Raw genomic sequence first — 14,356 nt, 5'->3', positions numbered from 1 at the left:
ACTTTCTCCTTCTATTCTTCAATGATTGCCAAGATGTTCGCTTCGCCTACGATGATATACTTTTCATCACCATCTTTGACATCAAGACCTGCGTGGGCTTCAACCAAGACACGGTCTCCAGCTTTAACACTTGGAGCAACTAAGTCACCGTTCAAGGTACGAACACCTTGTCCAGTAGCCACAACTTGAGCTGTTTTCGTTTCTTCTTGGGCTGATTTTGCGAGGACAAAGCCTCCAACAGTTTGTTCTTTTTCTTCAATTTTCAAGACCACACGGTCTCCTAATGGTTTCAACATCTGATTTCCTCCATAATGAGATAGATAGTATTAGCACTCTTTATACCTGAGTGCTAAATCATAGTTCTATTGTATCACTTGGTCAGAAATAGTCAAGAAAAAAGTCCGACTTTCTGAGGATGAATAGATAAATTTCTTTATCCTAATTTTGCACTTTAATAATGTAGAATTTTAACGAACATGATTTATGGAATTAGCATTTTCGTTAATTCTTTTATAAAAATACCGAAACTCTAAATCCTTATATTACGCATATATAAAAAACAACGATTATAAACCGTTGCTTTTTTACATACTATTAATATTTCAATCCTGGATTGAAAAATCCTAAGGCTACTCCTACAAGTGCAATAACTACCAATAATAGCATCACCCAATTTGGAGAAACTTTCTTTTTAGCCATCAGCCACCAACATAGAACGATAAAACCTGCTGTTAAAAGACCTGGATAAACACCATCAATCTTTTCTTGTAAGTTTAAAAATGTTTCTCCATCTCCATTTTTCAGCTCTAGCGCCGTAGTGACAGATACCCAAGTTGCTGCAACAGCTCCTATGACCATACCACCAACAACACTAATTGATTTTCTTAGCGCCTGACCTTTAGGACCTACTAAAAATTCTACTGCTTTATCTCCAAGTTCATATCCTTTAAAATAAGCAAAACGCATTCCAAGATAGACTAATAGATTCCATGCAATAATATAGAATATTGCACCAGAAATATTTCCTCCTTTAGAAAGACCTAGAGCTATCCCCAAAAGAACAGGAATTAATGTTCCTACAATAAGTGAATCTCCAATACCTGCAATAGGTCCCATTAGACCAGCTCGCATTCCATTGATGGTTTCACTATCTACGGCATCTCCATTTGCACGCGCTTCTTCCAAACCAGCTGTTATCCCAACTACTAGAGAACCCAACTGTGGCTCAGTATTAAAGAATGCTGTGTATGTTTGCATAGCTTCTTTTTGTTCTTCCTTAGTATCATACATTTCTTCTACAATTGGAAGCATAGAAGTTAAATATCCAAAAGTTTGCATATGTTCTTGAGAAAAACATGTCAGATGTCCATAGAACCAGTGGTGAAATGATTTTGTCAATGTTTTTCTTGATATTTTTTTTCGACTCATTCTAAATATCCTCCTCTTCATCAAATCCCATATCACTGACAACTGCTGTCGTACGGGCAGATTTAATAACTTCTAATTCATAATAAATTACTGCAAAAATTAATGACACAACACCACTTGCTACTAAGTTCAAGCCTAAAGATTTTGCTAACGTGAACCCGACAAAGAAAGGAATAAAGTCTGTTGCTTTTGTAACAATTTGTTTCAAAAGTATTGCAATACCCACACATGGAAGGAGTGCTCCTACAGTAAATAGAGACTTCATTACAAAACCATCCATCGGAAGATATAATTTCATAAGATCAACCATATCTGGTCCAAATTTTGTAATAATCATTGTTGGTAAGAAAGAAAAGATAAAATGTGAAATCCAAGGATATACCCAATCAACAGCATATAACTTCTTAAAATCACCTTTCTCTACAGCTTTCCATCCAATGTGTTGCCAAAGCAAATTCATAGTAGCTGTACCATAGAATAAAACAGTTCCAATTGTTCCAACCGCGGCTCCAATTGGCGCTGCTGCTGCTGCAATCGCTACTTCACCTGAAATATTATTTGCATGAACAAATAGGATAGATAACGGAATTCCGATATAAGAAATTGCCCGTACATCGGCAGATACAGTTCCACCAGGTGTCACTAAGGCAATATATAATACCTGTAAAGCCACACCAACGATTACCCCTGTTGTTATATCTCCTAATATTAAACCTACAATTAAACCACCAACTAATGGACGCCCCAAAGTATAGTTACCAATACTGGATCCCCCCATACCTGGCATCGATGCTAAACTTGCAAACAATCCTAAAAGAGCTGCTTGAATCCAAGAAATTTCCATCATTTTGTCTCCTTATTTCATTATTAAAATCCAAATTTTGATTTAAAATCACTCCAATATCCAATAGATACATCTGGTAATAATTGGAATCTAACTTTATATCCTGCTTTTTCAATTGCTTCTAGTGCAACTGCTTCCTCTTGAGTAATTGATTGATTATTTCCCAACTTGATAGCACCTGGTCTATCGTTAGCAGGTCCTACAATAATCTCTTTAACATCTCCTGGAATAAATCCCTGGTCTACTAAAATTTCTTTCATATCAATTGGATTCTTAGTAATCAAAAAATATCTACTATCTGATTCTGTTACTTTAGATGATTTTTCTTTAAACGCTTCCTTTGTCCAAACAAATGTTTTTTTATCTGACGCGCCTTTATATGCCTGAATTAAAACCTTATTAGATGCAGCAGCATCATTTACTGCAATTAATCCATCACATGGATGTTCTTTTGCCCATCTAGTGACTGTTTGTCCATGAATCATTCTATCGTCAATTCGTACAAATGTTACTACCATAATTTTTTATCCCTTTCCTGATATAGCTAAATATCGTCTTCTTCATTAAGATTATCATCCGATCCGACTTCAAATTCTTGTAGAGCTGATGATGATTCGTTTAATATTGTAGAAACAAGTTCACTACCAGTCAGAATGTCTTTCATCACCACTGCTGTAAGTGCCATTGTTAAGTTCATACCTCCCAAAATAGTTGCATTCTCTAATTTTCCAAATTCTTCTAATACTGTTGCAACAGTTGTTAAAGGACTTCCCCCAACAATATCTGCTAAAACAAGAACCGAATCATTTTCATCCAGAGACGCAATAACATTCTTGACCTCTACAGAAAAACCTGCAAGACTTTCTCCATCTTTTAAGCCAATCGCTATGACATCATCTACCTTATCCGAAGCAAACATAGAAAGAGATGATTTCAATCCCTCTGCGAGTCCTCCATGACTGACTAATATCAAATACTTCATATTTCCCTCCTTTTATTGATTTCATTCTATCATCCTTATCTTCACTTTATAATTGTTAAATGTCACAAAAGTTTATTGATAAATGTCAATAAAAAAATGACAAATGTCAATAAAGACATCTGCCATGTTCTTATTATTTAAGAAATAATAATCTTGATATCTATTTAAGGGTTCCTATATCTAGTTCTTTTTGTAACTTAATAAGACTACCTTCAATATCCGTGTTATTTTCATCCATAGATAATGCTTCTAATCTTTCTTCTATTCCAACCAATGATTTTGAATCTATTCCTTTTGAAATAGTTGTAATTGAATTTTTCATTATATAATCCAATGAAGTAGTCGTTAAGGCATTTTGACCAATCATTCCTTTCTTCATCAACTCTTCACTTTTCAAACTAGTTACTACCTCTGGTAATACTGAGCTTCCTTGACCCTTATTAAATAAATTTTGTTGAATTTCACGATTAATTGTTAAAAATTCTATAAATGATACGGCAAGGTTTGAATTGCGAGCACGCGAAGAAACCACGTATAAGGAAGTATCTGTTACAGTCGAACGAATGTCTTCCTTAGTCGTTGGCAACGAAATACATGTCCAGTTAAAATTTGTATATTTGGCCACATGATAAGGAAAAGGTTTATATGTACGATATTGTGCCAAACTCATTGGATAAAAGGCCACATGTCCTTCATCAAAATCTTTATAGGTTACTTTGTAGCGTCCGTTTAATTGATTCAATCCTCTTATATAGGATAAAGCATCCTTCATTTCTGACGAATCTATACGAGGAATCCCACTCTCAGAAATAGTAACACCAAAGGCTGCTAGAGATTCTTTCCAACTATATCCTGTTATCCCAAATTGATCAACGATTCCATCTCCATCGGTATCTTTTGTAACTTTTTTACTAATCTCATAGAGATCTTTCTGTGTCCATCCTACTTTAGGAATTTCAATCCCTTCTTTTAAAAGTAAATCTTGATTTACACACATCAACATGGGATTACTTTCATATGGAAGACCGTATAAAGCATCTCCATATTTTGCTGCCTGCAAAGATACATCATAGAAATTAGAGGCATCTTCTTGAGACAGATAGGAATTTAGGTTTTTTAAAATACCTTTTGATGCAAATAAAGATAATTGATCGCTTGATAATAGAAATACATCCGGTTCAGAACCTTTTAAAATTTGACTTGAAATCCAATTAGAATACTCTTCCTTAGGAATACCTGAATCATATACAATTTTAACCCCTGGATGAAGCTCTTCAAATTTCTTAATAGCCTCATCTAGTACATAGCTGTTATTCCCTGTAGGAATTCCCCAACTAGAATCAGAATAAAAACCCAGTCTAATAATCTTTATCTGCTTGTTTTCCCAAATAAGAAATAAACTCAAGCAACTTAGCACAAACAGTATCGCTAGAAACAATTGCTTTACTTTCATTTATCCATTTCCTTCGAAAAATTCTTTTGTGTCACACCTGTTTGTACAGCCCATATGGCTAACTGTGTCCTATCTCTCAAATTTAGTTTTGAAAGAATGATAGAAAGGTAATTGCGCACTGTTCCCTCGGATAAAAAAAGATTACTGGCAATTTCCTTGTTTGATTCTCCAAATGCCACTTGCTGAATAATTTTCCATTCTGTCAGTGATATATTTTCAATATTCTCTTCCTTCACAGTAATAGAAAAATTGGTCTGTGCCATCTGCGAGAACAATTGAAATACCTTACTAGCTATATTAGGATTAATCATAGCTCCGCCTTTATACACTGTCTGAATGGCTTGATATAACTCGTCTGTTGAAACTCCTTTTAATAAATAGCCAGATGCACCATATTTTAAAGCACTAAAAATAAATTCGTCGTCATCAAATGTTGTTAAGATTATAATTTTTATATTCGGAAAACGTTTTTTGATTTCTTTTGTAGCCAATACTCCGTCCATTCTGGGCATTCTAATATCCATTAAAATTATATCCGGTTTTACAGTCATAATGTTATCCATAGCTTCGATACCATCACCAACAACAGATACAACATCAATATCAGCATATACTGATAAAATAATCTGCAAAGACTCTCTAATTAATGCCTGATCATCTGCAATCATTACTTTTATCATATACTTCACCTCCTATTTTTGGAAAAACTATTTTAGTGTAAAATCCTTCCCTATTTTCAAAATGAATAGAACCACCTAAAATAGAAACTCGCTCTCTCATTTGTTTCAAGCCATACCCAATTTGTAAGTCGTCAAAACCTATTCCATTATCGTGCAAAACTATTATGTTGTTATCCTCACTCATAAAGTGAATGCTCATTTTACTAGCATGTCCGTGACGAACAGAATTTGTCATAGATTCTTGTATAATCCTAAAAATAGTATCTTCCTGTATAACATCTAAATCAATATTTCCCCATTCATATTTTAGATCAACAGAGAGTTTAGATAGAGACTCATACTCACTAATCATTAATATTAGAGCATCTTTTAAACCATTATTTTGCAAAGCTCCTGGTCTTAGTCTATGTAATGATCCCCTAACATCTTTTATCCCCTCTCTAACTGCATTTGAAACATTTTTTAACTGTTCTTTAGCACGGATAGGATGAACATCAATTAGTACAGAAACAGCATCAATCCCTGCTGAAATTCCTGTCAACGCATGCCCTAGAGTATCATGAATTTCCCGAGCAATTCTTTTCCTTTCTCGATCTTCAGCGATTTTCTCTGATAACGATATGTAATGATTCAATTCAGTGTTGACTCTAGATAACATTTTAAGCTCTTCCTCAATATTATGATGTTCTTTAATCACGTATAGGATATAAGACAATAAAGAGATGATGAAAATAATAACATTTAATGATGTCAATGCATTTTCTAAAAATAACACTACACCTCGTATGGAAGATGGATAAAATTGGATATAAGTAGCTAGAGATGGAACTTTTATAAATAGTGACAAGATTTCATAGTCTGTTAAAAGTAATATTAAAAAACTCAAGAAAATAAAAATAATCCAAGAACGTTTACTATCAGAGTCTTGAAACTCTCTTGAACTATAGAATATATCAGCAAAAACTAATAATATTATTCCATTGTATGATAGATTTTGTGACCATATAACACCAATCATTAATACTATTTCAAACAAATTCCATTTTGAAAAAATTGGCCATTTTTTCTCAGTTGAATACATTTTATAGGTAGATATAAAAATAATACCGACGAAAAAAATAATTGAATACCAAAAAATCTGGTCAGGTGATTTTGAAATATTGTTTAATTCTCCCAATAAGAGTATCATCTGTCCCTTTGAAATTACATAGTTTGTAATCTGTATATACAAAGCTCCATTGTATATAATGGTTAGAAAATTAATTAATAAAAGCAAAATTATAGAATACTGGACACCTTTTACCTGTTTCATTACTGCCACCCATTAATATCAAACTGAATTATATTATTTTTATCAACAAATTGTACAGGTATAGTATATAATTCTTCAACTTCTTCTTTTTTTACTAATAAATCTATTGTTTCCGATACTTTTCTACCCATATGAGATGGAAATTGAGCAACCGTTCCCGTAACTTCATCTGTTGTAGCTAATAAATGCTTCATATCTGGTGAACCATCTATTCCGTAAATAAGTTTTTTTGAAGTTACTTTCAATTCTTTAATTGCTGCTAAAGCTCCTATAGCTGCTCTATCATTTAAAGCCACTATAGCATCAAATTGTAAATCTTCAGATAACGCATCACCTACAGTAGTCATAGCATACTCTGTTTGACCAACCGTTTCTCTTTCTGAGATAATTTGATAATGTTCTTCTGATTTTATTGTATCCAAAAAACCAGTTATTCTCTGATTAGCTGATAAAGCATCTTTGTGCGTTAACAAAAGAATATGAGCATTTGAGGTACGTTTCATCAAATCCTTGGCAATTAATATCCCAGCATGGTAATTATCAGAAACTATGCTCGTATCAACTTTTATATTATTCAACTGACTATCTACTGCTATAACTCTAATTCCAAAATTCTTTGCCCTACTTAACGCTTCCACAATTTGCTCGCTATCACTCTTAACCGGATTAATAACAATAACATTCACTCGCTTCTCTATAAACTCATCAATTTGTTTACTCTGTTTTTCTTCACTCATCTCTGCATCCCGAGTATACAATATCTGACCTTCTGAATCAGAATAGCGTTGAATCTCATTATGTAAATGTCTATAAAATTCACTATTCATCGTCATATAAGTCGCTCCAACTTTTATTTGTCCCGGAATAGGATCTGTCTGACTCACATGAGTATAAATCGCAAAAACAAATACGACTACTGTACAAAATATAATTTTGACGATTGTTCTTGTATATTCTCTACTCATTCCAACCTCCAAAAAGTTTCAACTAGTTCATTGTAACACATTTAGACAGTATAAAAAAGCCTGAGACTAACTCAGACTTTTCAATGTTTAAAATGGCAATTCTTCCTCTTCCAAAACCAAATCCGCCAAATCTTGTCCTGCATTATTTTCACGCATGGCACGTTGGGCACGACTTTCCAATAGTTGGAATCCAGTAACAAGTACTTCGGTCACATAATTCATTTGACCATTTTTCTCAAAGCGACGGGTACGAAGTTCTCCATCCACAGAGATAAGACTACCTTTAGTTGCGTAGCTTGCCAATGTTTCTGCTAGTCTCCCCCATAGGACCATATTAACAAAATCAGCTTCGCGCTCCCCATTTTGGTCTTTGTAACGACGGTTCACAGCGATAGTTGCTCGCGCTACTGACTTGTCATTGTTGGTTTTGTGCAATTCTGGTGTAGACGTCAAACGCCCAATCAAGATAACTTTATTATACATATTTTTTCCTCCTACTTATCTATTCGTAGGAAATCAAAAAAAGTTACAGAAATTTGTAACTTTTCGAGGAAATTTTTTACTTTTTATGAACCATGAAACCTGTCGCCTGTTGATTGGCCATAATGGTCATATCTGTAATCTGAACACGACGAGGTTGACTGGTCGCATAGACTACTGTGTCTGCAATATCCTGAGCTTGCAAGGCTTCGATTCCTTGGTAAACGGACGCAGCTCGTTCTTTATCACCATGAAAACGCACTGTAGAAAAATCTGTTTCGACAATTCCAGGCTGAATGGTGGTCACCTTGATATCTGTTGAAATGGTATCAATTCGCAGTCCATCTGAAAAGGTCTTAACCGCTGCCTTGGTAGCTGAGTAAACAGCGGCACCAGCATAGGCGTAGATTCCTGCGGTTGACCCCATATTGATAATATGACCTTGATTGGATTTTACCATTGCTGGCAAGAAACAACGAGTGACTGCCATTAAACCTTTGACATTGGTATCCAGCATGGTCAACATATCCAACTCTTCATAGTCCTGATAGGGTGCTAAACCTAGAGCTAGTCCGGCGTTATTGACCAAGATGTCAATCTGCCCTATCGTTTCTAGAATATCGGAGCAGACCGTCTTTACCATGTCCATATCCGTTACATCTAATGAAAAGGTCCAAACTGTTTGACTAGGAAAAGTTTTTGCAAACTCTGACTTGAGGGCTTCTAGTCTGTCTATCCGTCGTCCAGTTAGAACGACATTCTCACCCTGCTCCAGATAAGCACGCGCAATCGCTTCACCGATTCCTGATGTCGCTCCTGTAATCACTACATTTTTTGCCATCTTATTTCCTTCTATCTGGTCTATCAGATACTAACAACATCTTAGGCAGTCCAGTGCTTAACTGGGTCGAATGGTGTTCCGACAACTTGGTCTTCTGATAACTCAATAACACCACGTTTTTGCGGAGCATTTGGGAGGTGCAATTCACGAGGGCTACACATCATGCCAAAACTCTTTTCACCTCGAAGCTCGCCTGGAAAAATGAGGTTACCTTTTGGCATCATGGCACCTGGAAGAGCGACAATGGTTTTCAGACCGACACGCGCATTTGGAGCACCTGCAACAATTTGTACTGTCTTGTCACTTGCGACTGCAACTTGGCAGATATTGAGGTGGTCACTATCTGGATGAGCTACCATCTCGACAATTTCACCCACAACAAACTTAGGTTCTTTGTCATTGATAATTTCTTCTGTAAAACCTGCCACCTGCAATTCTTGGTTCAAACGAGCGACTTGCTCATCTGATAAAAAGACTTGACCGCGCTCTGCAATTTCAAATAAACTCGAAACTTCGAAAATATTCCAAGCTACTGTTTCTCCATTATCTTTGAGGAAAACACGAGCTACCTTGCCTTTACGCTCCACGTCCAGTTTGGCATCTCCGCTATTTTTCACGATGACCATAAGGACATCACCGACATGTTCTTTATTATATGTAAAAATCATTATTTCTCTTTTCTCCTATTTCAGTCCTGCTAAAAAGTCATTGATTTGTTCCTTGCTTTTACGGTCACGATTGACAAAACGACCGATTTCCTTGTCCTTTTCTAGAACAACAAGGCTAGGAATTCCGTATACATCCCAGAGTTTAGCTAGATCCATGTACTGGTCTCGGTCCACTCGAATAAAGGTGAACTCTGGATTGATCTCCTCAATTTCTGGCAAGGCAGGATAGATATAACGGCAATCGCCACACCAGTCTGCCACAAAAAGAAAGACCTTCTTGCCATCTTTTTCTACTAATGATGCTAATTCTTCTAAACTTGCTGGTTGTATCATAAGACTTCCTCCTCATAGACTAGGTCTTCATTTTCATAGACAAAGGTATAATGACGGCCATCCTCAAAAATGACGCCACCAACCAAGCTCTCTAGACTGCTTTCATAGACTTGAACATAGAGGGTCGCAATTTCCCCCATGTCTGAAAAATGGTCTCGCACAATCGCTGTCAACTCTTCCTGAGTCTTCATGAGCTTACGGTCATCTGCAACTTTTTTCGTAGCAAGGGCAAGGCTCCCAATACCAAGCAGAGCCAAGCCTGCCATCCACATTTTTTTAGCTTTCATACCATTCATTTTAACACAAAAAAAGCTTTAGGACAAATGAGGAAGCAACAGAAAAGCAAGTAAAAAGCCTCTTCCTTTAAGGAAAAGGACTTCTTATACTCAATGAAAATCAAAGAGCAAACTAGGAAGCTAGCCGCAGGTTGCTCAAAGCACTGCTTTGAGGTTGTAGATAGAACTGACGAAGTCAGCTCAAAACAGCGTTTTGAGGTTGTGGATAAAGCTGACGTGGTTTGAAGAGATTTTCGAAGAGTATTATTCTTATTGCCAAGCACCTGAGTTGTCAACGTAGTAACCATCAGGTGTGTAGGTATTGCGAAGCATCTTACCTGATGAAGCTAGATAGTACCACTTGCCATTATCTTTGACCCAACCATTCGCAATCATGGCACCAGAAGAACTTACATAATACCATTCTCCCTTGTCATAAATCCAAGCGCTTGCTTTCATAGCTCCTGAAGTTGATAAATAGTACCACTTGCCTTGGTCGTAAAACCAGTCACTAGCAATCATGGCTCCTGATGATTTAAAGGCATACCAGTTACCACCTTGATAGAGCCAAGTTTGATTGAACATGACTCCTTTATCATTCATAAAGTACCAAGTTCCCTTGTCCTTAACCCAAGCGTTCTGCACTAATTGGCCTTGTTGTTGATAGTACCAGTTTTGATTTGATTTTAGCCAGCTTTCTGCTTTTACAATCGGATAAAGTTCTCGGAAGGCTCCTCCCCCCTTGTAGGAATGACTGATAGATTTTAGTTTTTCAAGTTTCAACTCGCCATTGCCATAGTCTGCCCAAGCAAAGACTTTTTGACCATTGACAGTCTCTGGTAAAGTAGCAGTGTAAGTCTTGGTTTGATAATCCCATTTAGCATCGAGGTAAGTGTATTGATCATTTGATTCTTCAATACGATAGTAACCTCTCTTTCCACTATCATTATGGATGTCATCCACAACTTTCGTTGACCAGGTCTTTACTTCATTTCCGCTCTTGGCTTCTACCTTGATATCTCCTCTATAGCCATATGGAACATAGAAATTCAGGTAACGCCCCTCTACGCCCATCATAGACTTGTCCTTTTCTTGGCCTAGAAAATTGACTGTCTGATCTTGACCATTGAGACTAACTGTCCACTCGATTTTCTCGGTTTTTGGCAAATCCAAGACTTTGATATCCACTTCATGACCATTGTTAAACCGAAGAATCTTGCCATCTTGATACTGTACTCCACACTTAACAACCCATTCTTCTTTAAGCTCAAATGCCTGCCCTGAATGTGGAAAAGCCAGTAAAGCTAGACCAGCTAGAGACAAACCAAATAATGTGATTTTTTTCATCGTAGATCCTCCTTAGGATTTTTTATGTTAATTATATCACTATGTTTTTATTTTGCAACTCATATCCTAAATATACAAGCAAAAAACCTCTGAGATTCTTCTCAAAGGTTCTGATTTAACTAATTGCTGTTCTCAACTGCTGCAGTCACAAAAGCAGTGTAGAGTTCTTCTGGGCGATTTGGACGGCTTGACAGTTCAGGGTGATACTGACACGCTACAAAGAATTTATTTTCAGGAATTTCCACGATTTCGACCAAACGATTGTCTGGAGAAACTCCTGAGAAGACAAAGCCTGCTGCCTCAAACTGCTCACGGAAGGCATTGTTAAACTCATAACGGTGACGGTGACGGCGTTGCACCACTTCTTGATTGTGATAAGCAGCTGCAGCCTTAGAGCCACGTTTCAACTTAGATGGATAAAGTCCCAAACGAAGGGTTCCCCCCATATCCTCAACATCAATCTGATCACGCATGATATCAATGATAGGGTATTTTGTTTCTGGTGCAAGCTCTGCAGAATTGGCACCTTCAAGGCCTAAAACGTTACGAGCAAACTCGATACATGTCAACTGCATTCCCAAGCAGACACCTAACATTGGAACATCATTTTCACGTGCATAGCGAATGGCTTGGATTTTCCCTTCCGTACCACGTTGACCAAAACCTCCTGGTACGATGATTCCGTCCGCATCAGACAAGAGTTCCGCCACATTCTCTGCTGTCACATCATTGGCATTGACCCAATTGATTTTAACTTCTGCGTCATTTGCATAACCAGAGTGTTTCAAGGCTTCGACCACTGAGATGTAGGCATCTTGCAACTCCACATACTTACCAACAAGAGAAATCTTAACTTGTTTCTTGAGGTTCATGACCTTGTCCACCATGGCTGACCATTCTGTCATATCCGCTGCTGGTGCATCTAATTTCAAATGGTCACAGACAATTTGGTCCATACCTTGTGCCTGCAAGTTCAATGGAATTTGGTAAAGGTGTTCAACATCCAATGATTCGATGACAGCTTCTGGTGCCACATCACAGAACTGTGCTAGTTTGTTTTTAATTCCTTGACCTGCTGGCTCTTCTGTACGAATAACCAACATATTTGGCTGGATTCCCAAGCCTCGCAATTCTTTTACAGAGTGTTGGGTTGGTTTGGTCTTCATTTCACCAGCGGCCTTGAGGTAAGGAAGCAAGGTTGTGTGGATGTACATGACATTATCCGCCCCCACATCTGCTTTCATCTGACGAAGAGCCTCTAGAAATGGCAAGGACTCAATATCCCCAACAGTTCCACCAACCTCTGTGATAATGACGTCAGAGTCTGTCGTTAGAGCGGCACGCTTGATTTTTTCTTTCAAAGCATCTGTGATATGAGGAATGACTTGAACAGTTGCACCAAGGTATTCTCCACGGCGTTCCTTACGAAGAACTTCACTGTAAATTTTACCAGTTGTCACGTTGGAATATTTGTTGAGATTGATATCGATGAAACGTTCATAGTGACCCAAGTCCAAATCTGTCTCAGCTCCGTCATCTGTCACAAAAACTTCCCCGTGCTGGTAAGGGCTCATAGTTCCCGGATCGATATTGATATAAGGGTCAAACTTTTGAATGGTTACTTTGAGACCACGATTTTTCAAGAGACGGCCCAGACTCGCTGCAACAATCCCTTTCCCAATAGACGATACCACACCACCAGTTACAAAAATATATTTCGTTGACATAGATTCCTCTTTCTAAAATGCTCAAGGTCTTGTTAACTAGGAGGGGACATAGAAAACAAGACCCTACTAATAAGAATAATCTGGGACTACTGCACCAGATTCACAACTAATACTCTTCGAAAATCTCTTCAAACCGCGTCAACATCGCCTTGCCGTATATATGTTACTGACTTCGTCAGTTCTATCTACAACCTCAAAGCAATGCTTTGAGCAACCTGCGGCTAGTTTCCTAGTTTGCTCTTTGATTTTCATTGAGTATAAAATACAAGAAGATAACTTCTTGAAAAAACAAAAATAGCTCCCTAAGAACTAGGGAGCCCCGACCTCTAAAAGAGGTGCCCGAACAATATGATACCTAAAAATAGGATAATTGTCAATAGCTAACTTTTATTCCTCGATGTTTTCAGAATCATCATCTGAAAACTCGTCGTCTTCTTCGTTGAGATCCACGTCTTCACCCAAGTCATCAGGAGCAATTTCGTTGATTTCTGCATCGTAAGCTTCCACTTCATTTTTCTCATCATCTGGATTTTCGTCATCGTATGAAAGAGCTGGATCTGCTTCGTATGCATCTTCGTCTTCTGGATCATCAGCATTGTAGTCAATGGCATCTGAATCGCCATCCATGAAGGCATTGACGCGTTTTTTCTTAGCTTTTGGTGCTACTTCATCGTCGTCATTTTCTTCAAGAGCGATGATTTCTTCGTCGATTTCGTCCACACCATACCATGAACGAAGACCCCATTTGTTGTCTCCAAGTGAGATGAAGCTGCCGTCAAAGTTCAACTCTGTGTAGAACAAAGGCAAGGCTTCACGGATATCGCTGTTTGATGTTCCAAGGTAGTTTTGAATTTCGTTTACAAGATCACTAAAATGCATCTCATGATCGCGACCACGAAGTTCCAAGATAGCACGCGCTACCTCAATCATAGATAGTTCACTTTTTTCTTGCCCAGCAAATACTTCTAATTCCAAAGCGTTTCTCCTCATTTATACTACTATCGCCAGAGCGAACAGACTC

At 37.4% G+C, this 14,356-nt stretch carries 17 protein-coding genes; all 17 read right to left on the bottom strand.

What is annotated here, in order from left to right; genetic code table 11:
* Positions 1-11 precede the first annotated feature (11 nt).
* The 17 genes from groES to rpoE all read right to left on the bottom strand — a co-directional run bounded on the left by groES (position 12) and on the right by rpoE (position 14,310).
* Positions 12-296, bottom strand: a complete 285-nt coding sequence (gene groES / locus NMM26_RS06500) for a co-chaperone GroES (RefSeq protein WP_254754037.1) — start codon at positions 294-296, stop codon at positions 12-14.
* 298 nt (positions 297-594) lie between these two features.
* Positions 595-1,449, bottom strand: coding sequence for a PTS system mannose/fructose/sorbose family transporter subunit IID (locus tag NMM26_RS06495; RefSeq protein ID WP_033683132.1), 855 nt, complete (start codon positions 1,447-1,449; stop codon positions 595-597).
* A complete protein-coding gene (locus NMM26_RS06490) occupies positions 1,430-2,272 on the bottom strand; it encodes a PTS sugar transporter subunit IIC (RefSeq protein WP_254754040.1) in 843 nt (280 codons plus the stop codon). The genes NMM26_RS06495 and NMM26_RS06490 overlap by 20 nt, the downstream gene beginning before the upstream one ends.
* Before the next feature lie 23 nt (positions 2,273-2,295).
* Positions 2,296-2,790, bottom strand: coding sequence for a PTS sugar transporter subunit IIB (locus NMM26_RS06485; protein ID WP_020903146.1), 495 nt, complete (start codon positions 2,788-2,790; stop codon positions 2,296-2,298).
* A 26-nt stretch (positions 2,791-2,816) separates the two neighbouring features.
* Entirely contained in the window at positions 2,817-3,254 is a 438-nt protein-coding gene (locus NMM26_RS06480; protein WP_020903145.1) for a PTS sugar transporter subunit IIA, read from the bottom strand.
* A 160-nt stretch (positions 3,255-3,414) separates the two neighbouring features.
* Positions 3,415-4,707, bottom strand: a complete 1,293-nt coding sequence (locus tag NMM26_RS06475; protein WP_254754036.1) for an ABC transporter substrate-binding protein — start codon at positions 4,705-4,707, stop codon at positions 3,415-3,417.
* The gene (locus NMM26_RS06470) at positions 4,704-5,387 is read right to left on the bottom strand and encodes a response regulator transcription factor (protein ID WP_033683129.1); all 684 of its coding nucleotides are present in this window, start codon (positions 5,385-5,387) and stop codon (positions 4,704-4,706) included. The genes NMM26_RS06475 and NMM26_RS06470 overlap by 4 nt, the downstream gene beginning before the upstream one ends.
* A complete protein-coding gene (locus tag NMM26_RS06465) occupies positions 5,362-6,699 on the bottom strand; it encodes a sensor histidine kinase (RefSeq protein WP_254754035.1) in 1,338 nt (445 codons plus the stop codon). Before NMM26_RS06465 ends, NMM26_RS06470 begins: the two co-directional genes overlap by 26 nt.
* On the bottom strand, positions 6,699-7,664 hold the full coding sequence (locus tag NMM26_RS06460) for a substrate-binding domain-containing protein (RefSeq protein WP_254754034.1): 966 nt from the start codon (positions 7,662-7,664) through the stop codon (positions 6,699-6,701). The genes NMM26_RS06465 and NMM26_RS06460 overlap by 1 nt, the downstream gene beginning before the upstream one ends.
* A gap of 87 nt (positions 7,665-7,751) precedes the next feature.
* Entirely contained in the window at positions 7,752-8,147 is a 396-nt protein-coding gene (locus NMM26_RS06455; RefSeq protein ID WP_000282442.1) for a single-stranded DNA-binding protein, read from the bottom strand.
* Positions 8,148-8,223: 76 nt separating this feature from the next.
* A complete protein-coding gene (locus NMM26_RS06450; RefSeq protein WP_254754033.1) occupies positions 8,224-8,985 on the bottom strand; it encodes an SDR family NAD(P)-dependent oxidoreductase in 762 nt (253 codons plus the stop codon).
* Positions 8,986-9,026: 41 nt separating this feature from the next.
* Positions 9,027-9,653: a YtpR family tRNA-binding protein gene (gene ytpR / locus NMM26_RS06445; protein WP_254754032.1), complete on the bottom strand. Its 627-nt coding sequence runs from the start codon at positions 9,651-9,653 to the stop codon at positions 9,027-9,029.
* Positions 9,654-9,668: 15 nt separating this feature from the next.
* Positions 9,669-9,986, bottom strand: coding sequence for a thioredoxin family protein (locus NMM26_RS06440; RefSeq protein WP_254754031.1), 318 nt, complete (start codon positions 9,984-9,986; stop codon positions 9,669-9,671).
* Positions 9,983-10,282 carry a DUF4651 domain-containing protein gene (locus NMM26_RS06435; RefSeq protein ID WP_001013971.1) on the bottom strand — a complete coding sequence of 100 codons (300 nt, stop codon included), beginning with the start codon at positions 10,280-10,282 and terminating at the stop codon, positions 9,983-9,985. Before NMM26_RS06435 ends, NMM26_RS06440 begins: the two co-directional genes overlap by 4 nt.
* A 249-nt stretch (positions 10,283-10,531) precedes the next feature.
* Complete coding sequence (locus NMM26_RS06430) at positions 10,532-11,608, bottom strand: N-acetylmuramoyl-L-alanine amidase family protein (RefSeq protein WP_254754030.1); 1,077 nt, start codon at positions 11,606-11,608, stop codon at positions 10,532-10,534.
* A gap of 119 nt (positions 11,609-11,727) precedes the next feature.
* Positions 11,728-13,335, bottom strand: coding sequence for a CTP synthase (locus NMM26_RS06425; RefSeq protein ID WP_254754029.1), 1,608 nt, complete (start codon positions 13,333-13,335; stop codon positions 11,728-11,730).
* Between the two features lie 387 nt (positions 13,336-13,722).
* On the bottom strand, positions 13,723-14,310 hold the full coding sequence (rpoE, locus tag NMM26_RS06420; protein ID WP_031227756.1) for a DNA-directed RNA polymerase subunit delta: 588 nt from the start codon (positions 14,308-14,310) through the stop codon (positions 13,723-13,725).
* Positions 14,311-14,356 lie beyond the last annotated feature (46 nt).

The organism is Streptococcus sp. CF7_Ac1-8 (assembly GCF_024295435.1).
Classification (GTDB): domain Bacteria; phylum Bacillota; class Bacilli; order Lactobacillales; family Streptococcaceae; genus Streptococcus; species Streptococcus mitis_AP.
The sequence above is the reverse complement of the archived record's forward strand: the minus strand, read 5'-3'. Positions and strand labels throughout refer to the sequence as shown.

Bases quoted from the DNA above. Each gene is read 5' to 3' on its own strand.
- groES (WP_254754037.1), bottom strand. From the start codon at position 296: ATGTTGAAACCATTAGGAGACCGTGTGGTCTTGAAAATTGAAGAAAAA.
- NMM26_RS06490 (WP_254754040.1), bottom strand. From the start codon at position 2,272: ATGGAAATTTCTTGGATTCAAGCAGCTCTTTTAGGATTGTTTGCAAGT.
- NMM26_RS06480 (WP_020903145.1), bottom strand. From the start codon at position 3,254: ATGAAGTATTTGATATTAGTCAGTCATGGAGGACTCGCAGAGGGATTG.
- NMM26_RS06465 (WP_254754035.1), bottom strand. From the start codon at position 6,699: ATGAAACAGGTAAAAGGTGTCCAGTATTCTATAATTTTGCTTTTATTA.
- NMM26_RS06485 (WP_020903146.1), bottom strand. From the start codon at position 2,790: ATGGTAGTAACATTTGTACGAATTGACGATAGAATGATTCATGGACAA.
- NMM26_RS06440 (WP_254754031.1), bottom strand. From the start codon at position 9,986: ATGATACAACCAGCAAGTTTAGAAGAATTAGCATCATTAGTAGAAAAA.
- NMM26_RS06435 (WP_001013971.1), bottom strand. From the start codon at position 10,282: ATGAATGGTATGAAAGCTAAAAAAATGTGGATGGCAGGCTTGGCTCTG.
- NMM26_RS06450 (WP_254754033.1), bottom strand. From the start codon at position 8,985: ATGGCAAAAAATGTAGTGATTACAGGAGCGACATCAGGAATCGGTGAA.
- NMM26_RS06475 (WP_254754036.1), bottom strand. From the start codon at position 4,707: ATGAAAGTAAAGCAATTGTTTCTAGCGATACTGTTTGTGCTAAGTTGC.
- NMM26_RS06425 (WP_254754029.1), bottom strand. From the start codon at position 13,335: ATGTCAACGAAATATATTTTTGTAACTGGTGGTGTGGTATCGTCTATT.
- ytpR (WP_254754032.1), bottom strand. From the start codon at position 9,653: ATGATTTTTACATATAATAAAGAACATGTCGGTGATGTCCTTATGGTC.
- NMM26_RS06455 (WP_000282442.1), bottom strand. From the start codon at position 8,147: ATGTATAATAAAGTTATCTTGATTGGGCGTTTGACGTCTACACCAGAA.
- NMM26_RS06470 (WP_033683129.1), bottom strand. From the start codon at position 5,387: ATGATAAAAGTAATGATTGCAGATGATCAGGCATTAATTAGAGAGTCT.
- NMM26_RS06460 (WP_254754034.1), bottom strand. From the start codon at position 7,664: ATGAGTAGAGAATATACAAGAACAATCGTCAAAATTATATTTTGTACA.
- NMM26_RS06430 (WP_254754030.1), bottom strand. From the start codon at position 11,608: ATGAAAAAAATCACATTATTTGGTTTGTCTCTAGCTGGTCTAGCTTTA.
- NMM26_RS06495 (WP_033683132.1), bottom strand. From the start codon at position 1,449: ATGAAGAGGAGGATATTTAGAATGAGTCGAAAAAAAATATCAAGAAAA.